Annotated in this window: 17 protein-coding genes; 1 reads left to right on the top strand and 16 read right to left on the bottom strand. The window is 68.0% G+C overall.

Annotated elements, in window-relative coordinates:
- Positions 1-19: 19 nt before the first annotated feature.
- The 4 genes from ACPCXD_RS04520 to fgd form a co-directional block, all read right to left on the bottom strand.
- The gene (locus ACPCXD_RS04520; RefSeq protein WP_423658603.1) at positions 20-1,234 is read right to left on the bottom strand and encodes an acetate/propionate family kinase; all 1,215 of its coding nucleotides are present in this window, start codon (positions 1,232-1,234) and stop codon (positions 20-22) included.
- On the bottom strand, positions 1,231-3,315 hold the full coding sequence (gene pta, locus ACPCXD_RS04515; protein WP_423658601.1) for a phosphate acetyltransferase: 2,085 nt from the start codon (positions 3,313-3,315) through the stop codon (positions 1,231-1,233). Before pta ends, ACPCXD_RS04520 begins: the two co-directional genes overlap by 4 nt.
- A gap of 95 nt (positions 3,316-3,410) precedes the next feature.
- A complete protein-coding gene (locus ACPCXD_RS04510; protein ID WP_423658599.1) occupies positions 3,411-4,784 on the bottom strand; it encodes an MFS transporter in 1,374 nt (457 codons plus the stop codon).
- 256 nt (positions 4,785-5,040) lie between these two features.
- Complete coding sequence (gene fgd / locus ACPCXD_RS04505) at positions 5,041-6,054, bottom strand: glucose-6-phosphate dehydrogenase (coenzyme-F420) (protein ID WP_423658598.1); 1,014 nt, start codon at positions 6,052-6,054, stop codon at positions 5,041-5,043.
- Positions 6,055-6,251: 197 nt separating this feature from the next.
- Between fgd and ACPCXD_RS04500 the strand changes: the two genes are divergently transcribed.
- A complete protein-coding gene (locus tag ACPCXD_RS04500) occupies positions 6,252-7,106 on the top strand; it encodes an endonuclease domain-containing protein (protein ID WP_423658871.1) in 855 nt (284 codons plus the stop codon).
- A 68-nt stretch (positions 7,107-7,174) separates the two neighbouring features.
- Here ACPCXD_RS04500 and ACPCXD_RS04495 read toward each other — a convergent pair whose 3' ends face one another.
- From ACPCXD_RS04495 to ACPCXD_RS04440, 12 genes are all read right to left on the bottom strand, one after another.
- Positions 7,175-8,314 carry an LLM class flavin-dependent oxidoreductase gene (locus tag ACPCXD_RS04495; RefSeq protein ID WP_326599764.1) on the bottom strand — a complete coding sequence of 380 codons (1,140 nt, stop codon included), beginning with the start codon at positions 8,312-8,314 and terminating at the stop codon, positions 7,175-7,177.
- Positions 8,311-9,081 (bottom strand): DUF1684 domain-containing protein, encoded by a 771-nt coding sequence (locus ACPCXD_RS04490; protein WP_230823238.1) that lies wholly within the window; start codon positions 9,079-9,081, stop codon positions 8,311-8,313. Before ACPCXD_RS04490 ends, ACPCXD_RS04495 begins: the two co-directional genes overlap by 4 nt.
- On the bottom strand, positions 9,078-10,448 hold the full coding sequence (locus tag ACPCXD_RS04485) for an NtaA/DmoA family FMN-dependent monooxygenase (protein WP_106201411.1): 1,371 nt from the start codon (positions 10,446-10,448) through the stop codon (positions 9,078-9,080). The genes ACPCXD_RS04490 and ACPCXD_RS04485 overlap by 4 nt, the downstream gene beginning before the upstream one ends.
- A 13-nt stretch (positions 10,449-10,461) precedes the next feature.
- Entirely contained in the window at positions 10,462-11,553 is a 1,092-nt protein-coding gene (locus ACPCXD_RS04480; protein ID WP_423658596.1) for an LLM class flavin-dependent oxidoreductase, read from the bottom strand.
- The gene (locus tag ACPCXD_RS04475; protein WP_423658594.1) at positions 11,543-13,138 is read right to left on the bottom strand and encodes a dipeptide ABC transporter ATP-binding protein; all 1,596 of its coding nucleotides are present in this window, start codon (positions 13,136-13,138) and stop codon (positions 11,543-11,545) included. The genes ACPCXD_RS04480 and ACPCXD_RS04475 overlap by 11 nt, the downstream gene beginning before the upstream one ends.
- A complete protein-coding gene (locus ACPCXD_RS04470) occupies positions 13,135-14,028 on the bottom strand; it encodes an ABC transporter permease (protein ID WP_419957101.1) in 894 nt (297 codons plus the stop codon). Before ACPCXD_RS04470 ends, ACPCXD_RS04475 begins: the two co-directional genes overlap by 4 nt.
- Positions 14,021-15,034, bottom strand: coding sequence for an ABC transporter permease subunit (locus ACPCXD_RS04465; RefSeq protein ID WP_160876757.1), 1,014 nt, complete (start codon positions 15,032-15,034; stop codon positions 14,021-14,023). The genes ACPCXD_RS04470 and ACPCXD_RS04465 overlap by 8 nt, the downstream gene beginning before the upstream one ends.
- Positions 15,035-15,037: 3 nt before the next feature.
- Complete coding sequence (locus ACPCXD_RS04460; protein ID WP_160876759.1) at positions 15,038-16,666, bottom strand: ABC transporter substrate-binding protein; 1,629 nt, start codon at positions 16,664-16,666, stop codon at positions 15,038-15,040.
- A 212-nt stretch (positions 16,667-16,878) separates the two neighbouring features.
- Complete coding sequence (locus tag ACPCXD_RS04455; RefSeq protein ID WP_423658591.1) at positions 16,879-17,925, bottom strand: LLM class flavin-dependent oxidoreductase; 1,047 nt, start codon at positions 17,923-17,925, stop codon at positions 16,879-16,881.
- Positions 17,922-18,428, bottom strand: coding sequence for a GNAT family N-acetyltransferase (locus ACPCXD_RS04450; RefSeq protein ID WP_160876763.1), 507 nt, complete (start codon positions 18,426-18,428; stop codon positions 17,922-17,924). The genes ACPCXD_RS04455 and ACPCXD_RS04450 overlap by 4 nt, the downstream gene beginning before the upstream one ends.
- Positions 18,425-19,558: an FAD-dependent oxidoreductase gene (locus ACPCXD_RS04445; protein ID WP_423658589.1), complete on the bottom strand. Its 1,134-nt coding sequence runs from the start codon at positions 19,556-19,558 to the stop codon at positions 18,425-18,427. The genes ACPCXD_RS04450 and ACPCXD_RS04445 overlap by 4 nt, the downstream gene beginning before the upstream one ends.
- 23 nt (positions 19,559-19,581) lie before the next feature.
- Entirely contained in the window at positions 19,582-20,553 is a 972-nt protein-coding gene (locus tag ACPCXD_RS04440) for a transporter substrate-binding domain-containing protein (protein ID WP_160876767.1), read from the bottom strand.
- Positions 20,554-20,582: the final 29 nt, after the last annotated feature.

Here is a 20,582-nt window from a genome sequence, read left to right as displayed (position 1 = left end):
TGTAGCTTGACCTGACGGCTCAGCGCCGGGCGAACTGCACGGCCGCGCGGGCGATGGCGAGTTCCTCGTTCGTGGGGATCACGAGCACCTCCACCTGCGACGAGTCGGCCGAGATCCGGCGTTCCCCGTCGTCGTCGGCAGTGTTGCGCGCGTCGTCGACGACGATGCCGAGCCGGTCGAGGCCGGAGAGGCTGTCGCGCCGGACGTCGACGTTGTTCTCCCCCACCCCACCGGTGAACACGATCGCGTCGACGCCGCCGAGTTCGAAGGTGTAGGCGCCCACGTACTTCCGGATGCGATGCACGTAGACCTCGTACGCGAGTCGCGCGTCCTCGTCGCCCTCGCCGACGAGCTTCAGCAGGGCCCGGAAGTCGTTGACACCCGACAACCCCTTCAGGCCCGAATGCCGGTTGAGCAGGTCGTCGATGGCGTCGACCTTCAACCCGGCCGCCCGGCTGAGGTGCATGACGACACCCGGATCGATGTCGCCGCTGCGCGTGCCCATGACGAGACCCTCGAGCGGAGTCAGTCCCATCGAGGTGTCGATCGGGATCCCGCCTGCGACCGCCGACGCCGACGCACCGTTACCCAGATGGAGCACAATCAGATTCAGGTCAGCGATGTCGCGTCCGAGGAACTCCGCGGCACGCCCCGACACGTATTCGTGTGAAGTACCGTGGAATCCGTACCGCCGGATGTCGTGCTTGTGCGCGATGTCGCGGTCGATCGCATAGGTCGCCGCGTGCGGCGGAAGACCGTGGAAGAAGGCGGTGTCGAAGACACCCACGTGGGGGATGTCGGGAAGTTCCTCCCGCGCGACCTCCATTCCCACGACGTTCGCCGGATTGTGGAGGGGCGCAAGGATCGACAGTTCGTCGACAGCGCGGACCACATCGTCGTCGATCAGGGTGGGTTCGTAGAAGACCTTGCCGCCGTGCACGAGTCGGTGTCCGACGGCGACGATGCCCACCTCGTGCAGCGGACGGCCCAGTCCTTCGAGCATCTCGAGCACCGCACGCAGACCCGTCCGGTGGTCGGCGATGGCGTCGTTGCGTTCGTCCACACCCGTCGTGTGGTGGAAGACGATCCGGCCCTCCGGCTCCCCGATCCGCTCGATCAGTCCGTGCGCCAGCGACTTTCCACTCTCCGGCTCGATCAGCTGGAACTTGATCGACGACGATCCGGAGTTGAGGACCAGTACGGTGCCTGCGGTGGCCGGGTTCGGGCTGCTCACGCGTCTTCCTCCTGCGCCTGGATCGCGGTGATGGCGATGGTGTTGACGATGTCCTGGATCAGGGCGCCTCGCGAGAGGTCGTTGACCGGCTTGTTCAGGCCTTGCAGGACCGGTCCGACGGCGACGGCACCGGCGCTGCGCTGCACGGCCTTGTAGGTGTTGTTGCCAGTGTTCAGGTCCGGGAAGATGAACACCGTGGCGCGACCGGCGACGTCGGAGTCGGGGAGCTTCGCGCTCGCGACCGTCGGTTCGATCGCCGCGTCGTACTGGATCGGCCCCTCCACGAGCAGGTCGGATCGTCGCTCCCGCACGAACGTCGTGGCCGAGCGGACCTTGTCGACGTCGGCGCCCGAACCGGATTCGCCGGTGGAGTACGACAGCATCGCGACCCGGGGATCGATACCGAACCGGGCGGCGGTCGCGGCGGACGAGATCGCGATGTCGGCGAGCTGATCTGCGGTCGGGTCGGGGACGACGGCGCAGTCACCGTACGCGAGCACGCGGTCGGCGAGGCACATGAGGAAGATGCTCGACACCGTGGAGACACCCGGTTCGGTCTTGATGATCTCGAGTGCGGGACGGATCGTGTGGGCGGTGGTGTGTGCCGCGCCCGACACCATGCCGTCGGCCAGCCCCAGATGCACCATCATCGTGCCGAAATACGAGATGTCGCGCATGATCTCGCGTGCACGATCGACGGTCATGCCCTTGTGGGCACGCAGCCGCGCGTACTCCTCCGCGAAACGGTCGGCGTGCTCGGAGGTGCGCGGGTCGAGGATCTGCGCTTCCGACAGGTCCACCCCGAGTTCCGACGCCCGTTGACGGACGGCTGCCTCGTCGCCGAGGATCGTGAGCTTCGCGATGCCGCGCTGGAGCACACGCCCGGCAGCTCTGAGGACGCGATCGTCCTCACCCTCGGGCAGCACGATGTGGCGCTGCTGGGCCCGCGCCCGGTCGATGAGCTGGTATTCGAACATCTGCGGGGTGGTCACGGACGGTCGCGGCAGTCGCAGCCGGTCGAGCAGGGAGTGCGCATCGACGTGCCGTTCCATGAGCGCGAGTGCCGTGTCGATCTTGCGCTGCGCACCGAGGGCCATGCGGCCGCGGGTGCGGTCGGCGGCCGAGGCGGTATCGAAGGTGCCGAGGTCGGTGGTGAGGATCGGCAGCGACGGTTTCAGAGCCGCAACAAGCTCCGCGATCATCGGATGCGGCAGCAGACCGCCGTTCATGATGATGCCGGCGAGCGTCGGGAACCCTTCGGCGGCATTGGCGTTGACCAGTGCGAGGATGACGTCGGAGCGGTCGGCGGGAGCGATCACGACGATGCCGTCGGTGAGGCGCTCCAGAATCCGTTCGGCGGTCATGCCACCGACCATGATCCGCAGCGCTTCCCGCTGCAGCAGGTCGGGGTCGCCGCTGTAGAGCTCGCCTCCGATCGCGGTCTGCAGCTCGGCCATCGTCGGCGCGACCAGCGCGGGTACCTCCGGGAGGGTCCACACCGGTTCGGTGCGGTCGCCGAGTGCCTGTGCGATCTCGTCGAGTGCGTCGGGGTCGCAGCGGTTCACCACGACCGCACCGAGATGCGCGTGCTGACCCGCGAGCTCGTTCGCACACACCCCGGCGAGCTGGGCGATCTCGGCGGGCGTGCGGCGGGAACCGCGCAGGACGAGCAGCACCGGAGCGTCGAGGTTCGCTGCGATGCGGGCGTTGTACGACAGTTCGCTGGGGTTGGCGATCTCGGTGTAGTCGCTGCCGACGATGACGACGGCGTCGCAGCGGTCGGCCACCGCGTGGTACTTGCCGACGATGTCGCTGAGCGCGGCGTCCGGATCCTCGTGGACGTCGTCGTAGGTGACACCGATGCAGTCCTCGTAGGAGAGGTCGACGGTGGTGTGTTCGAGCAACAGTTCGAGGATGTAGTCGATGTCGCTGTCGGAGCGCGCGATGGGCCGGAAGACACCGACGCGGGCGGTGGACGCGCACAGCGTCTGCAGCACCCCCAGGGCGACGGTCGATTTCCCGGTGTCCCCTTCCGGAGCTGCGATGTAGATGCTCGAGACGGACCCTGCAGCAGCACTCATGGATTCCACCCTAACCGCAAACTTTGCTCCGTCCGGTGTACCCGCGCACATGCCCGGCCGGAGGTGTCCGGCCGGGCATGTGGAGTCGCGGGAACTCAGGACAGGGTCTGCAGCACGCGCGGGGCGTCGGGTTGCTCGGCGTCCGCCACGACCTCCACCGGTTCGGCGTCGGCCGACAGTCCGAGCAGGTCGGTCGGGGTCTTCGCCGTCTCACGCAGCCCGAGGACCGCGACACCGGCGATGCCGCACGCGACCGCACCGAAGATCGCGACCGAAAGCCAGCCCGTCGCGCCGGGGAGCAGGATCAGCGCGGCGACCATCGGCGAGAAACCGGCCAGCAGGTTGCCGAGCTGATTGCTCACGGCCATGCCCGTGAAGCGGACGGTCGCGGGGAACTGTTCGGCGAAGAAGGACGTCCACACGCCGTTGTAGCAGCTGAAGAACAGCGACATGTTCACGAACGCCGTGACGGAGATCAGCAGGATGTTCGTCGTCGAGATCGCCCACAGATATCCGGCGAGGCTCACCGCGCAGCCGACGGAGGCGATCAGCATGGTCGGCTTGCGGCCGATGATGTCGGAGAGGTAGCCGGCCGCGGGGATCGTGAACATCGACAGCGCGATGGAGACGGAGATGACGGTGAGCATCACGCTGTGTTCGACACCCACCGAGGTGGCGTACGACAGGCTGAACACGGCGAAGAGGGTCTGCACCGATGCCATCAGGGACGCGCCGGCCACCCGGATCACCGAGCGCCAGTGGAACTTGAACACGTCGCCGAGGGGGAGCTTGCGGACGACGCTCTCCTCCTTCACCTCGGTGAAGGTCGGCGTCTCGTCCAGGTGGTTGCGGACGTAGTAGGTCACGACGACGACAACTGCGCTGAGCCAGAACGGGATCCGCCAGCCCCAGCTGTAGAGCGCGTCATCGGGAAGGAGCGAGACGGGCACGAAGACGACGGTCGCGAGTGAGCAGCCCACGGCGTAGCCGACCATCACGAAACTGGTGAAGAAACCACGGCGGCCCACCGGCGAATGTTCGACGGTCAACGTCGACGCCCCGGCCGATTCGGCGCCCGCCGAGAAGCCCTGCAGGACACGCATCGCCACGAGCAGGATCGGTGCGAGGACGCCCACCTGCTCGTAGGTGGGAAGACATCCGATGACGAAGGACGCGACGCCCATCAGGACGACGGTGGCGAGCATGACGCGTTTGCGGCCGAGCCGGTCACCGAAGTGACCCATGACGACGGCGCCCACCGGCCGTGCCACGTAACCCACGGCGAAGGTGGCGAAGGATGCGATGAGGGCGACGGTGGGGTTGCCGCCCGGGAAGAACAACACGTTGAAGACGAGCGCAGCGGCAGCACCGTAGACGAAGAAGTCGTAGTACTCCAGTGCCCCTCCGAGGAGCGCGGCGATCGATGCGCGGCGGGGGTTCATCTCCGGTTTCGCTTCTGACTGCGGCATGGTCGATGCAGATTTGTCGGTGATCACGGTGCCTCGTTGGGGTCGATTCGGATCGGGGTCGGCGTGTGCCTCGTCCGAGCTGTGATGTCCGGCGGTGGCGGGCAGAGTGTGTGACGGTTGCCACCGCGTCGGAACAAACGTAGGAGGGCACCGAGCCCCGTGGCTGTTCCGTTGTGAAACAACATCGACATCGCTCGTCGACCAGAAAAGGTGCCGCTCCTCCGTCGCGGAGAAGCGGCACCTTGTATGTCGGATGTCAGGCGAGTGCGCGGAGCCTCGGCGCGAGGTCGCGCTCGAACAGTTCCAGGAACCGCTTCTGATCATGACCCGGCGCATGGAACACCAGATGATTCAACCCGGCATCGACATACGACTTCACCTTCTCGACCGCCTCGTCCGGATCCGACGCCACGATCCACCGCTTGGCGACCTGCTCGATCGGCAACGCATCGGCCGCTGCTTCCATCTCCATCGGATCATCGATGGAATGCTTCTGCTCCGGCGTCAACGACAACGGCGCCCAGAACCGGGTGTTCTCCAGCGCCCTGTCCGGGTCGGTGTCGTACGAGATCTTGATCTCGATCATCTTGTCGATCCCGGCGACATCCCGCTCCGCCTTCTCCGCACCCTCCGCCACCGCCGGCAGCAGCTTGTCGGTGTAGAGCTCCATGCCCTTACCCGAAGTGCAGATGAACCCGTCCCCCGCCCGACCCGCATACCGGGCCACCACCGGGCCACCGGCAGCGACATAGACCGGAATCCCGCCCTCGGGCACGTCGTAGATCGACGCGCCCTTGGTGGTGTAGTACTCGCCCTCGAAATCCACCCGGTCCCCGCGCCACAGCTCGCGCATCAACCGCACCGACTCGCGCAGCCGCGCGAAGCGTTCCTTGAACTCCGGCCACTGGCCGGCATAGCCGGTGGCGATCTCGTTGAGCGCCTCGCCGGTGCCGACACCGAGGAAGATCCGCCCCGGATACAGGCATCCCATCGTGGCGAAGGCCTGCGCGATCACCGCCGGGTTGTACCGGAAGGTCGGGGTCAACACCGAGGTCCCGAGCTGCAGCCGTTCGGTGCGCTCGCCGACGGCGGTCATCCACGCCAACGAGAACGGGGCGTGCCCACCGTTGTGCCGCCACGGCTGGAAATGATCCGACACCGTCGCCGAATCCATCCCGTGCGCCTCGGCGAGCACGCCCAACTCGACCAGCTCGCGCGGACCGAACTGCTCCGCCGACGCCTTGTACCCCAACTTCACACCCTGAGCCACAGATTCCTCCGACCGTTCACGTTTCCGATGTCCCCGAGTATGCCCACCGCCCATGCGATCGAAGGGGAGGTTGTGTGCGTCATTCGGGGTTTCGACGCACACAACCGCCCCTTCGATTGACCTCCGGAGCCCTCGGTCCTGTGGATAACCAGGCGTGCGGGGGCGTTCGAGGACGCGGGACGATGCACCCTGACATCGTGATCGACTTCGAGCAGCCGTTCGTCGGCACGCAGGCCGTCGCTGTGGGACTCGTGACCAGACACGCGCTGCGGCACAAGTTCGTCCGCCTCCACCGAGACGTCTACGTCGATCCGGCGGTACGTCCCACCGCTCTCCTGCGTGCGAAAGCGGCGTGGCTGTGGTCGGGTTCGCGCGGCGCACTCGTCGGGATGTCCGCGGCGGCCGTGCACGGCACGCGATGGTTGGACTCCTCTGCCCCAGCCGAACTCGCGCGCTCCGACCACGTCCGCTCGGTGCCCGGGATCGTCGTGCGGAAGGCGGCCGATCTCGAGACGTGCGTGGTCGACGGGATGGTGGTCACCACCCCGGCCCGGACGGGATTCGACCTCGCGCGACGCAACGATAGACGGGTCGAGGTCCTCGACGCCCTGTGCAATGCCACCGGCCTGAAGGTCGCCGAGATCGAAGCAGTCGCGGCTCGCAACAAGGGTGCACGAGGACTCGCGTCCGTCCCCCGTCTCCTCGAGCTCGTCGACGGTGGCGCCGCGTCGCCGCCGGAAACCCATACGCGGTTGCTGCTGCTCCGATCCGGGCTGCCGCGACCCGAGACCCAGGTCGAGGTGTTCGACGGACTCGACTTCGTGGCGCGGGCTGATATGGGCTGGAAGGAATGGCGTGTGCTGGTGGAGTACGACGGCGTCCACCACTGGGCCGACGCCGACCAGCGCACTCGCGACATCGATCGCTACACGATCCTGGCCGAGTTGGGCTGGACGGTCATCCGTGTCGGCGCCGACCTGCTCTATCGACGACCGGACGTCCTCGTCGAACGGGTTCGACGCGCTCTCCGTCGCGCGGGAGCCCCTGCCTGACGATCGAAGGGGAGGTTGTGTGCGTCTCCGGCCAGGAAAACGCACACCACCTCCCCCTCGATGGACGATCACGCGGCGCGGACCCGCGCCAATCCCCATTCGCGGGCCAGGAGTTCGTAGGAACGCAGGCGGTCCTCGTGGCCGTGGGTGACCGAGGTTACGACGAGTTCGTCGGCGTCCGTCACTCGGCGGAGGGTGTCGAGGCGCTCCGCCACCGTGCTCGGCGACCCCACGAACTGGGTGACGATGCGGTCGTCGACGAGGGCGCGCTCCTCATCGGTCAGCGGCGGGGTGGTGTCCGGGTTCGGGTACGGGATCGCGCCGTGACCCGAGCGGATGCTGTGCGTCCAGTGCCCGTAGGTCGACGCCAACTCGCGTGCGGTGGCGTCGTCGTCGGCGACCACCGCGTCGGCCGAGACCACCACGTACGGCTTCCTCAGGATCGACGACGGACGGAACGCCGCCCGGTACGCCTCGACCGCCTCGACCGTCGTGCCCGGACTGACGTGGTAGTTCGCACCGAACGGCAACCCCAGGCGACCCGCGAGTTCCGCCGACGGTCCGGCACTCGAACCGAACACCCACAGTTCGAAGTCGGCGCCCTCCCCCGGGCTGGCGTGCAGATCCGTTCCGTCCGGCGCCGTGTAGGTGCCGTCCAGGAAGGCGAGGATGTCCTCGACCTGCTGCGCGAAGTCGGGCGACTGCGCGCCGGGTTGCTGCAGGATCCCGAAGCTCGCCGCCAACCGGGACGACGACAACAGCTTCGCCGGCGAGAAGGGCGGCGGGATGATCAGTCCGTCGCGGATCTCCGTCGCCCGCGGTGCGGGTTCGGGAGCCGCACCCGCCAACGTCTCCGCTCGCCGCTGCCCCGACCTGCCGAGACCGAGATCGATGCGTCCCGGGTACAGGGCGTCGAGGGTGCCGAAGGATTCGACGACGCCGATCGCGGTGTTGTGTCCGAGCTGAACCGCGGCGGCACCGACGCGGATGGTGCGGGTCGCGGCGGCGATCGCGCCGATGAGCACGTCGGGTGCCGACGAGGCGACGGCGACGAAGTGGTGCTCGGCGACCCAGTACCTCTTGTACCCCCACGCTTCGACGTGGCGCGCCAGGTCGACGGTGTTGCGCAGCGCCTCCGGCACCGAGGACCCCTCGCTGACGGGCGAGAGGTCCAGCACGGACAGCGGGACCGGATTCACCGCGTTCACGACGACTCCCCGACACGCGGAGTACGTTCACCGGCTTCGACGGCGAACGGAAGACGGTTCTGCGGCGGCGCGATCGGGCACGTCGCCGCGTCGGTGAACGCGCACGGCAGGTTCGCGGCGCGGGTGAAGTCGAGCGTGACCGTCCCGTCCTCGGCCGGCGCCTCGACCTGCAGGATCCGCGCCGCCGGATAGGTCGTCACCCCCGAAGTCGCGTCGGTGAACAGGATCCGCAACGGACCGCCGGCTTCACCGAAGGCGACGAGTTCGTGGTCGCCACCGTCGTATCCGAACCGGACCACACCCGCCGCCGGGTGGTGGTGTTCGAGTCCGTCGACGACGGCACCGGTCGTCACGACCTGCTGTTCGTCGAATGCCTCGAACCGGCCGGTCAGTACCCAGGACGCGTCGGGTTCATAGGCCGGGACACCGGTGAACGACGCGAGCGCCGGTGCCGTGCGGTCGTGGATGCGGATCCCGAATCGTCCGGTGCGCCGGATGATCTCGACGAAGCCGCGGTCGAACTCCGCTTCGAGACCGGGCGCACCCTCGACCGGCTCGTAGGTGGTTGTCTCACCGTCGAGTTCGTGGACCACCGATCCGCCGTCGACGTGCCACCGTCCCGGCGCTTCGTCGAAGGAGGTGGGGGTCTCGTCGAGCCAGTGCAGGGCGGTCAGGCTCAGCCAGCCGAGCGGCTGCCGCAGGCCGTCGTTGCGCTCGGCATGCCACCGCTGCCATTCGTCGACGAACTGATCGAGTGTTGCGGTCATGACGCGCGGGCTCCTTCGGTGACGGTGTGCGGGTCGCGCAGGCCGAGGTGGCCGCGCAGGGTGGTGCTGTCGTATTCGGTGCGGAAACTGCCGCGTTCCTGCAGCAGCGGGACGACCCTGTCGACGAATTCGTCGAGGCCGCCGGGGGTGAGGTGTGGGACGAGGATGAACCCGTCGCTGGCGTCGGTCTGCACGTACAGGTCGATCTCGTCGGCGACCTGCTGGGGCGTTCCGATGAACTGCTGGCGTGCGGTGACCTCGATGATGAGTTCGCGGATGCTCAGGTTCTCGGCGTCCGCCTTCTCCTTCCACTGCCGGGCGACGGCGAGCGGATCCTTGGCGTGGCGCACGCGTCCGCGCGTGATGGTGACGTTGTCCTCGGGGTCGACGTCCGGCAGCGGGCCGTCCGGGTCGTACGACGACAGGTCCTTGCCCCACACCTGTTCGAGGAAGGCGATGGCCGTCCGCGGACCGACCTGTTGCAGACGGATGTGCCGGGCCCGCTCGTGCGCTTCGGCTTCGGTGTCGCCGAGGACGAAGGTCGCGGCGGGCAGGATCTTCAGCTCGCCCCAACTGCGTCCGTACTTCGCGAGGCGGTTCTTGACGTCGGTGTAGAACGCGCGGCCCTCCTCGAGGGTGCCGTGCCGGCTGAAGATGGCGTCGGCCTTGGCAGCACCGAACTCACGACCCTCCTCGGAGTCGCCGGCCTGCAGGAGGACGGGATGCCCCTGGGGACTGCGCGGCACCTCGAAGCGACCCGCGATGTCGAACTGGGTGGTGTGGATGTCGAACGACGCGATGTCGCCGTCGGGAGCGAAGATCCCGGCCTCACGGTCGATCACGGGACCGCGGGCGGACCAGCCGTCCCACAGTTCCCGCACCACGTCGACGACCTCGGCGGCACGGACGTACCGCTGCGAGTGCTCGAGGAAACCACCACGACGGAAGTTCTCGCCGGTGAACGCATCCGACGAGGTGACGAGGTTCCATGCGGCGCGACCGTCCGAGAGGTGGTCGAGGGTCGCGAACTGCTTGGCCAGTTCGTACGGCTCGTTGAAGGTCGTGTTGATGGTGCCGGCCAGGCCGAGGTGGGTGGTGGCACCGGCGAGGGCCTCGAGCACCGTGAGGGTGTCGGGGCGCCCCACGACGTCGAGGTCGTGGATGCGGCCGCGGTGCTCACGCAGCCGGAGTCCTTCGGCGAGGAAGAAGAAGTCGAACCTGCCGCGTTCGGCGGTGCGGGCGAGGTGCAGGAACGACGAGAAGTCGATCTGGCTCTTCGACTCGGGGTCGGCCCACACCGTGGTGTTGTTGACACCGGGGAAGTGCGCGGCGAGATGAATCTGCTTGCGAACAGTGTTGCGAGACACGATGATCGTTCCTTCAGTGAGCAGCCGCGAAGCGGTTGGCGGGACGGGGCAGACCGAGCCGGTCGCGAAGGGTTCCGGTGGTGGGTGCGACCTCGGGGCGGACGACGGGCAGCACGTTCTCGACGAGGCGGCGGAGGGTGGACGGCAGAGCGAGCGGCCGCAGGGTCACCCCGTCCACACCCGTTGCGTCGCCGAGCAGTTCGATCAGGTACTCGGATGTACCGACATGGACGAGCGTGTCGGAGCGGTACGGCTCCCCCGCCCACGCCTCGAGCTGCGCGAGATCCGCGGCGGCGTCGTCGCCGAGCAGGACGTCGATGTCGAGCAGCACGAAGATTCGCCGGTCGCCCGCTTCCGCCCGGATGCGGCCTGCACGTTCGGAGGCTGCAGACAGGTCCGTGGCACGAATACGCACGAGATCCGCTCGATGCGCGGCGAATTCGAGGGATTCGTCACCGGTCACCGTCACCGCGACCAGCGGTTGTCCTTGTGGGGATCGCGGCACGATCGACGAGCCCTTGACGGAGAAGTACTCGCCGACGAAGTCGATGTAGTGGACCTTGTCGCGATCGATGAAGCGACCGGTGGCGACGTCGCGGATCTCGGCGTCGTCCTCCCAGCTGTCCCACAACCGTGCCGCGACCTCGGCGGCCTCGTGCGCTTCGGCCCACAGCGACGCGGTGTCCTGCTCGTCCTTGCAGCCGAACAACTCCACGGCGCCCGGTGTCACCGCGACCTCCCACCCGGCGCGACCGAGCGTGGTGTGGTCGATCGTCTGGATCGCCTTGGCGACATGGAACGGCTCTGTGTAGGTGACGGTGGCCGTCGGGATCAGACCGATGCGGGAGGTGGCGGTGGTCAGGCGCGCCGCGAGGCCGACGGCTTCGAGACGGCCCCGCACCGTGGTCGCGTCCGAGACGACACCGAAGGTGTCGGGGAAGAACGCGAAGTCGACGCCGGCACGATCTGCGGCACCCACGAGGTCGGCCCAATGGCGGGGGGTGAACAGTTCCTCGGCGCGCGAATCGTCACGTCGCCAGGACGAGGGATGGATGCCGGTGCCGGCGAAGTCGACGGCCAGCAACAATTCTGAACTATCGGACATGATGGACCTTCCCGGGGATGGCCTCGAGCAACGTCTGCGTGTACTCGTGTTGGGGGTTGTCGAAAATTTCTGCGGTGGAGCCGTATTCGACGACCCGGCCGGCGCGCATCACGGCGACAGTGTCGCTGATCTGCCGGACGACGGCGAGGTCGTGCGAGATGAACAGGTAACCGATCCCGAGTTCGCTCTGCAGCGAGGTGAGCAGGTCGAGGATCTGCGCCTGGACCGACACGTCGAGCGCCGAGACGGGTTCGTCGAGGACGAGCAGCTCGGGGTTCAGGGCGATGGCCCGTGCGATGGCCACGCGTTGCCGCTGCCCACCGGACAGTTCGGCGGGTCTGCGGTCCAGATGTGCCGTCGACAACGCCACCTGATCGAGGAGGCGGGCGACGTGCTCGGCACGTTCGGCTCTCGTGCCGACACCGAACGCCTCGAGGGGTTCGGCGACGATGTCGCGGATCCTCAGTTTCGGGTCGAGCGAGGCGTAGGGATTCTGGTGCACGATCTGTACACGACGCCGCAGTGCCCGCAGCGCACGGCCACCGAGCGCGGTGATGTCGTCACCGTCGAACCGGACCGTCCCGGCAGTGGGGGTCTCGAGCCGGATCGCGATGCGCGAGACCGTGGACTTGCCGGAACCCGACTCCCCCACCAGCGAGAGAGTGCCGCCGCGGGGAACATCGAAGGACACATCGCGCACGGCGTGCAGCGAGGACTTCCGGTCGATGCGGAAAGTCTTCGACACCTTCGACACCGACAGGATCGGAGCGGCATCTCGCAGCGCAGGTCGCACGGCCGGTTCCGCGAGGCTCGGCGCTGCCGCGATGAGCGAGCGCGTGTACTCGTGTTGCGGGTCGGTGAGGACCTGCGCCGCCGGTCCGGTCTCGACGACCCGGCCGCTCTGCATGACGACGATGCGGTCGGCGCGATCCGCCGCGACGCCCAGGTCGTGGGTGATGAGCAGTACTGCGGTGCCGGTCTCGGCGATCCGCGCGTCGAGGTGGTCGAGGATGCGGCGCTGCACCGTCACGTCGAGTGCGCTCGTCGGTTCGTCGGCGATGACGAGGTCGGGCCGGCAGGCGAGGGCGATACCGATGAGCACCCGTTGCCGCTGACCGCCGGACAGTTCCTGCGGGTACTGCTTCGCGCGCAGCTGCGGGTCGTCGAGCCCGGCCTCCTCGAGGATGCGCAGCGCCTCGATCCGCGCGGTGCGCCGGTCGGCGAGACCGTGGATGCGCAGCACCTCGGCGATCTGGTCGCCGATGCGGATGACGGGGTTGAGGGAGGTCGTCGGGTCCTGCGGCACGAATCCGATGCGGGCGCCGCGGAGGCGTTCGAACGCGCGCTCGGACAGGTCGTTCAACGATGTGCCGTCGAAGGTCACCGATCCGGCCGTGACGCGTCCGGTACCTGCGAGCAATCCGATGATCGCGTGCGCGGTGGTGGACTTGCCCGATCCCGACTCGCCGACCACCGCGACGACCTCGCCGCGACCGACGGTGAGATCGACACCGTTCACCGCGACGACCGGTTCGCGCGGCGATCCGTACGCGACCTGCAGGTCGCGCACTTCGAGGAGGCTCATCGTGCGCTCCTGTCCTCGAGGGCGTGGCCGATGCGGTGGGCCGAGAGCACGACGGCGACGATGACGAGGCCCGGAAGGGTCGTCATCCACCAGGCCGCGGCGAGATAGTTGCGGCCTTCCGAGATCAGCGACCCCCATTCGGGTGTCGGTGGCACGGCACCGAATCCGAGGAAGCTCAGCGACGACACGGCCAGCACGGCCATACCGAATTCGACGGCGGCGAGGGCCGCGACGGGCGCGTACGAGTTGCGCAGCACGTGCCGGCGCAGCACGGTGTGCCACCGGACGCCGCACGCGAACGCTGCTTCGACGTAGAGTGCCTTGCGTACCCGCAGCACTTCGGAGCGCATGACGCGCGCGAAGTTCGCCACGAGGCTCACACCGACGGCGATCGCGACGTTCATCGTGCCGAAGCCGAGGGCCGTGACCAGGGCGAGGGACAGGAGCAGCGCGGGGATGGAGAGCAGGACGTCGACGAGGCGCATGAGTGTCGCGTCGAGGGCACCGCCGACCGCGCCGGACAGCAACCCGATCAGCGAGCCGACCACGAGGGCGATGCCGACCGCGACGAGCGTCGCGGTGAGCGACAGGCCGGCTCCGTGCACGACCCGCGTGTACACGTCGCGGCCGAGATTGTCGGTGCCGAACCAGTGTGCGGCGCTCGGTCCCTGCAGCTTCTCGGCGGGCACCCCCTGCAGCGGGTCGCCCGACGCGAAAAGCGACGGGAACAGCGCGAAGCCCACCGCGAGGAGCAGCACGATCGACGACACGACGAGCACGGCGTTGCGTCGCACCCCTGTCGCTACGGACGCGATCCGGTTTCTTCTGCGCGAGCGTGATTCCGGCAACGACGTCGCCGGCAGCGCTTCGCGGACGAGGGTGTCAGACACGTGCCTCGGCCTCCAGGAGAGTGTCGTCGTGGGTCGGGTCGTCCTCGATCGACGCGGCGGCACCACCCCGGTCGATGCCGTGGGTGATCCGCGGGTCGATGAGGGGATAGAGCAGGTCGACGGCGAGGTTGACGAGCACGAAGACGGTGGACGAGAACACGACGATGCCGAGCACCACCGGAATGTCCTGCGCCATCACCGACATCTGGGTCAGACGTCCGATACCGGCCCGGGAGAAGACCGTCTCGACCACCACGGATCCCGCGAGCAGATTGCCGACGATGACACCGGCGATCGTGAAGGCGGGGATGCTCGACAGCTTCAGCGCGTGACGCGTCTGGATGCGCAGGCGGGACGCGCCTTTCGCGCGTGCCGCTTCGATGAACGGCTGCCGCCAGGTCGTCTGCAGGCTGGTCGCGAGGACCTGGGCGATCACCGCACCGGTCGGCAGTGCCAGGGTGATCGCGGGCAGGATCACGTGTTCGATGCCCTGATCCCCGAAGGCCGGGAACCACCGCAGCCGGAACGAAAACAGCTGCAACAGGATCAGTCCCACCCAGAAGGTCGGCACGGCCACCCCCAGCGGGGGTAGCGAGAACAGCAGGCTGCGGAACCAGTGGACCCGCGTGTAGGTCGCGAGGACGGCGACCGCCGTGCCGAACACCAGGGCGAACACCAGTGCGGTGCCCGCCAGGACGAGGGTGCTCGGCAGGGCCGCGGCGATCGCGTCGGTCACCTGCTGCCCGGTCGAGATGGACATGCCGAAATCACCTCGGACCGCGTTGCTCAGCGCGTTCCAGTACTGCACCGCGACCGGCTGGTCGAGTCCGTACCGCGCCTGGAGCTGTTCGATCGCGGCGGCGTCGACCGGTGTTCCGGCGTCGGCGCCGGCGGCGATGGAGACCGGATCGGAAGGCAACAGGAACAGGACCGCGAACGACACCGTGAACGCCGCCCACAGCACCCCGACGGCCTGGAGCACACGGAAACCGAGATAGCGCAGCATGGTCTACTCGCTCAGCCAGGTGTCGAAGAACTGCAGTCGCGCCGACGCCTCGAACTTCAGGTCGGCGACGTTCGGTCCGGCGCCGATCGCCTGCGACAGTTCGACCGTGGGGATCCACAGGCCGTTGTCGAGGACGAGCTGCTGTGCGCGACCGATGAGCTCGGCGCGTGCGGCGGGGTCGGTCGTGGACAGCTGCCGGTTCAGCACCTCGTCCAATTCGGGGAGAGGACCGCGCTGGTTGATGTTGCGGCCGTCCAGACCGAAAGCGGTGCGCAGGATGTCACCGTCGGCGCGGGTGCTGTTGTAGTAGGACGCCTCGTAGTCGCCGGCGTTCTGGCGTGCGGTGTTCTCCGGGGTGGAGACGAGGTCGAGCTGCAGGTCGATGCCCACCGCGCGTAGCTGCTGCTGCACCAGTTCGAGGATGGCCTGGTTGCCGGCGAACACCGAGCTGAACAGCACCGGGAAGCTCAGGCGCTGCCCGTCCTTGACGCGGATGCCGTCGGGTCCGGGCACCCAGCCGGCCTCGTCGAGGATCTGCTCGGCCTTCGCCGGGTCGTAGGTGACGTCGGCGAGTTCGACGTAACCGGGGGTCGCGGACGCGAGGGTGCTGGTCGCGGGGCGGAAGTCCGGTCCGAGGACCGTGTCGACCAGTTCCTGCCGGTTGATCGCCGGGACGATCGCGCTGCGCACGGCCGGGTCGATGAGGACGCCGCGGCTCACGTTGGGTTGGAAGCCGAACGGGATACCCGGGTTCGGGGTGGTCAGGATGCGGCCCCCGGCCCCTTCGATCTGCGGGGCGTCCTGCGGCAACGCGTCGGAGATGGCGTCGAGCTGACCGGAGGCGAGCGATCCGGTGCGGACACCGGATTCGGGGACGATCGTGAACTCGATCCGGTCGAGGTAGGCCTCACCGTCGTGGTCGAAGGCCTCCGATCCCCACGAGTAACCCGCGCGTTTGACGAGGGTGGCGGACCTGTCCTGCTGGTAGTCCTCGTAGACGAACGGGCCGGTGCCCGACAGATCACCGGCGCAGCGCTCCTCCGCGCTCTTCTCCGTGTCGGCTTCCGAGAGCAGGCCGAGCTGATGACTTGCGGTGGCCTGCAGGAACGGCGCGTTCGGCACGGAGAAGTTCACCTGTGCAGTGCGGTCGTCGACGACCGTGGTACCGGCATATCCCGCGAGATATCCGACGGCCTGCGGCGCCTTCACCCCGCCGAGGGTGTTCACGATCGCGTCGAAGTTCTTCCTCACGGACTCGGCGGTCAGCGAGGTGCCGTCGCTGAAGGTCACACCCTCCTTCAACCGGAAGGTGAACTGCGTGCCGTCGGCGTTCGATTCCCAGCTCTCCGCGAGCCAGGGCACGATCTCGCCGGTGGCAGGGTCCTGGTCGGTGAGCGAGTCGACGACCTGCCGGGCGACGTAGATGGTCTGGTTGCTGGCGGCCTGCGCGGGATCGGCGCAGGTCGGTGGGACCGACAACCCGTACCGCAGGGTGCCGCCGGGCTGCGGGTCGCCGGTGGGCTCCGAGTTCGTCGCGGCACCGGTTCCGCAGGCGGTCAGCGCTGCGCCCAGTACGGCGGTGGCGGCGGCCGTGACGACGAACCGGGACGCGGAGGAGGACGAGATGGACAACGACGGGCTCCGTGATCTGGACAGGGCGCCGGCAGCATCACCGTGCGGATGCCGCCGGGCAGGCGGGGGGTGGAATGTCGTCCCTGATGGGACGGGATGTCAGCGCGAATCTCGGCAGCTCTGGATGGTTCGTTTCCCGAGGTTACGGAGCCTCGAGGATCGGGCACACCGTTTTTTTCACTGCGATCGAAACGGTTCCCGGGGCAGTGGTCTCAGACGGTGACTGCATCGCGGTGCGGGATCGCCGCGCGCAATTCAGGCGCGACCTCCGCCTGGAACAGTTCGAGACTCGCACGTTGCTCGGCCACGGAGAACCCGCCGCGGTCGGCGGTCACGTGCATGACCTCGTGGCCTAAACGCTCGCGGTAGCGGAGCACCTTGTCGATCACCTGCTGCGGGCTGCCGACGAGTGCGGAACTGCGCTCGACGAAGTCCTCGATGGTCTCGAAGACGACGGGAAGTCCGTTCTCGCGAGCGAATTCGAGCCGTTGCTCGAACTGGGGACGGTAGGCGTCGATCGCTTCCTGCGAGGTGCGGGCGACGTACAGTCCCGCCGCCCCCGCTCCCACCCGCGCCTCGGCGGGATCGTGACCGTAGGCGGCCCACCGTTCCCGGTAGTGGTCGATGAGCTCGGCGTACGGCTCGATCGGGTTGGTGACGTTGGCAGAGAAGATCGGATCACCGTATCGGGCTGCGAGATCGACGGATTCGCGGCTGGTGGCGCTGCCGTGCCAGATGGTCAGGCTCTGCTGCAGCGGCCGGGGCACGGTGACGGCATCGGTGAGCGACGGCCGGAATCGCCCCTCCCAGGTGACCGTCTCGTTCTCCCACAGAGCCCGGAACAGTTCGTACCCTTCCCGGTTGCGGTCCCACTGGTCTTCGGGGGTGACGTGGAACAGGTCGGCCTGAGCAGTGCCGTTGCCCTTGCCGATCATGAGCTGCAGGCGCCCACCCGACAGATTGTCGAGCGTGGAGTAGTCCTCGAACGCGCGGACGGGGTCGAGCAGGCTCAGCGTCGTGACACCGGTCCACAATTCGAGCGCGCTGGTCCGCGCCGCGATGTTGGCCAGGACGACCGGAGGTGACGACGCGAGGAACGGCTTCTCGTGCCGCTCCCCCACCGCGAATCCTTCGAATCCGAGTTGTTCGGCGAGCACGGCGGTGTCGACGACTTCCCGGATGCGTTCGGACGGCGAGAGCCATTCTCCCGTCACGGGATCGGGATGGTGGGTGATGAGACTGAGCAGCAGGAACTTCATGCGGAGACCGCCTTTCCGACCAGGAACTTCTCGAAGGGATGCGGACCGATCTCCTCGGCGGGTCGCCGGGAGTCGAACAGGGCGGTGTATCCGGCCGCGAGATACAGCGCGACGGCCTCGGGTTGCCGCCACCCCGTGGTCAGGTAGATGCGGGTGTATCCGCGACGCAGCGCCTCGGCTTCGAGTTCGGCGACCACGATGCGGCCGAGACCGCGACGTCGATGGTCCTTCGACGTCCAGATCCGTTTGAGTTCGGCGGTGTTCTCGTCGTAGCGCTGGAAGGCACCACCCGCGACGGGTACTCCGTCCTCGACGAGGACGAGCAGGGCACCGTCGGGCGGCGCGAACCGATCCTCCGGGTAGCCGAGGAGACTCTCGTACTGTTCCTCGAAGGAATGCTCGTAGCGGGTGCTGTACTCGACCGCGAGTTCCTCGAGCAGCGGTGCTGCGAGAGGATCGTCCTGACGCACCGCCCTGACCTCGAGCCTTCGGGTCCCGCTCACGAGACCACCGCCGGTTGTCGCGCGCCGAATCGGAACGGTTCCGGGCTCGTGGCGGTGCCGTCGGCGAGATCGGCGACGAGTTCCCCGATGGTGGGCGCGAATTTGAATCCGTGACCGGAGAATCCGGCGGCGACGGTGACGGCGCCTGCTCGGTCGACGACGAAGTTCGAGTCCGGCGTCGTCGTGTACAGGCAGGTGTCCACCCGTACGCTCCCGGCGTCGACGCCCGGCAGCCACGTGCGCGCGTAGCCGACGAGCCGGCGCACACCGTCCGGATCCGCCACGAAACTGCGACTGTCCGGTTCGACCTGCGGACCGGTGCCGTGTTCGCCGATCTTGATGCCGTCGACGGAACCGAGACCGTAGATGCCCTCCCCGTCGAGTTCGGCGCCGCGATGGTGGACGAAGCTCGGCCACTGTGCGTCGGTGAGCGGGACGAAGTGCGCCGGTTGCTCCTGTGTCGTGCGCAGGGCAGGGAGGTGGGGTGCCGTACCTCCGGTCAACCCGTCGAGGACGGTGCGCGTCCACGCTCCCGCCGCAACGACGACGTGCCTCGCGGTGATCACCTCGGTGTCGAGCACGATCTCGACGCCGCGATCGGTCTCGCGGACGGTGCGGGCCGGGGTGGTGTGCCGGACGTCCGCGCCGGCCTGCGCGGCGGCCTGCTGCAGCGCCGCCACCGAACGGTCGGCATGCAACCGACCGGCGTCGGGGTGGTGCAGCACCGTGGTGTCGAATCTGATGCCGGGCCAACGGCGCTGCGCCTCGGCCGGTGTGAGGACACTGTGCGCGATACCGAGCTGATACAGCGCCGTCGCCTTGGCGTGGACGGCCGCGGGCAGCCCGTGGTCGACGGCGCCGGTGAGCTCGAGGACCCGGCTGCCCGTGGTCTCCTCGAGCCGCCGCCAGAGCGGTAGGGCACGAGCGGCGAGCGCGGTGTAGAACTGCCCGTCGTAGGCCTGCCGGTAGATGCGGGAGCTGCCGTGGGAGGCACCGCGGTGGTGCCCCTGCTCGAACTGTTCGAGCAGGACCACCGTGCGGCCACGTGCGGCGAGTCGCCACGCCGCTGCGGAACCGATGACACCGCCACCGACCACCACGACGTCGACGAGTCTGCTGACGCGAGTCATGCTGTCTTCCTGTCGTTTCGGGCCTAGGAGGTCTTGGGCAGGCCGGGCGGGTTGATCCGCGAGACCTCGATCGCTTCGCTGCTGATGCCCCACCGATCGAGAACCTGTGCGTACGTGCCGTTCTCGATGACGTGGTTGATCGCCTCGTTGATCGCCTGGATCAGGCCGTTGTCCTTCTTCGTCAGTACCGCGATCTCACCCTGCAGGTCGAGACCGGCTCCCGAGAACGTGCCGGCCACCTCGGTCTCACCGGACTGCAGCGCGTGGAAGGCAGACGTCGGATTCGGGCCGACGTACGCGTCGATACGGCCGGAACCGAGCGCGAGGTAGTAGTCGACGGCGTTCTGGTAGTACAGGATCTCGGCAGGTTCGAGTCCGGCGGCGACGTTCTGTTCGTTCCACTCGACGAGCAGTGCCTCCTGGTTCGTTCCGGAGCCGACGCCGATCGTCAGGCCTGCGATGTCCTCGGGTCCGTCGAAGGTGATGCCGCTGTCCTTGCCGACCTCGACGGCGAGGCTGTCGAGGCGGTAGGTGGCGAAGTCGTACTTCTCCTTGCGTTCCTCGGTGACGGTGACGTTGGAGATGAACACGTCGGCCTCACCCGAGTCGACGCGGACGAAGTTCTGGGCCCAGTCCGCGGCGGTGAGTTCGATGTCGAGGTCGAGAACATCGCCGATGAGATGGGCGAAGTCGGTCTCGGATCCGATGATCGTGGTGTCGTCGTCGGCGTAGAAGCGCAACGGCGGCACCGTACCGGCGTTGCCGGTGACGACGAGCGTGCCGCGGTCGCGGATCTCCTGGGGAACCTTCGCGGCGATCTCCTCCACCGGGTCGGTGGTGATGCGGTTCTGGTCCGCGGTGAGGTTGTAGCCGGCCGCCGTGGCGTCGGTGTCGGTACCGGCCTCTGCGTCGGAACTGCAGGCCGCGGCGCCCAGGAGAGCGACGGCGGTCAGGGCCGAGGTCAGCAGGCGGACCCGGGGGGAGGAAGCGAACATCGTTACCTTCTCGAATGCTGTGGTGGGGA

It is taken from the genome of Rhodococcus sp. AB351 (assembly GCF_049538275.1).
In the GTDB taxonomy this organism is placed as follows: domain Bacteria; phylum Actinomycetota; class Actinomycetes; order Mycobacteriales; family Mycobacteriaceae; genus Rhodococcus.
Note: the sequence above shows the minus strand (reverse complement) of the source record. Positions and strands in the feature narration are given on the sequence as shown.

Bases quoted from the DNA above. Each gene is read 5' to 3' on its own strand.
- pta (WP_423658601.1), bottom strand. From the start codon at position 3,315: ATGAGTGCTGCTGCAGGGTCCGTCTCGAGCATCTACATCGCAGCTCCG.
- ACPCXD_RS04510 (WP_423658599.1), bottom strand. From the start codon at position 4,784: ATGCCGCAGTCAGAAGCGAAACCGGAGATGAACCCCCGCCGCGCATCG.
- ACPCXD_RS04445 (WP_423658589.1), bottom strand. From the start codon at position 19,558: ATGACTCGCGTCAGCAGACTCGTCGACGTCGTGGTGGTCGGTGGCGGT.
- ACPCXD_RS04480 (WP_423658596.1), bottom strand. From the start codon at position 11,553: ATGTCCGATAGTTCAGAATTGTTGCTGGCCGTCGACTTCGCCGGCACC.
- ACPCXD_RS04455 (WP_423658591.1), bottom strand. From the start codon at position 17,925: ATGAAGTTCCTGCTGCTCAGTCTCATCACCCACCATCCCGATCCCGTG.
- ACPCXD_RS04465 (WP_160876757.1), bottom strand. From the start codon at position 15,034: ATGCTGCGCTATCTCGGTTTCCGTGTGCTCCAGGCCGTCGGGGTGCTG.
- ACPCXD_RS04440 (WP_160876767.1), bottom strand. From the start codon at position 20,553: ATGTTCGCTTCCTCCCCCCGGGTCCGCCTGCTGACCTCGGCCCTGACC.
- ACPCXD_RS04490 (WP_230823238.1), bottom strand. From the start codon at position 9,081: ATGACCGCAACACTCGATCAGTTCGTCGACGAATGGCAGCGGTGGCAT.
- ACPCXD_RS04475 (WP_423658594.1), bottom strand. From the start codon at position 13,138: ATGAGCCTCCTCGAAGTGCGCGACCTGCAGGTCGCGTACGGATCGCCG.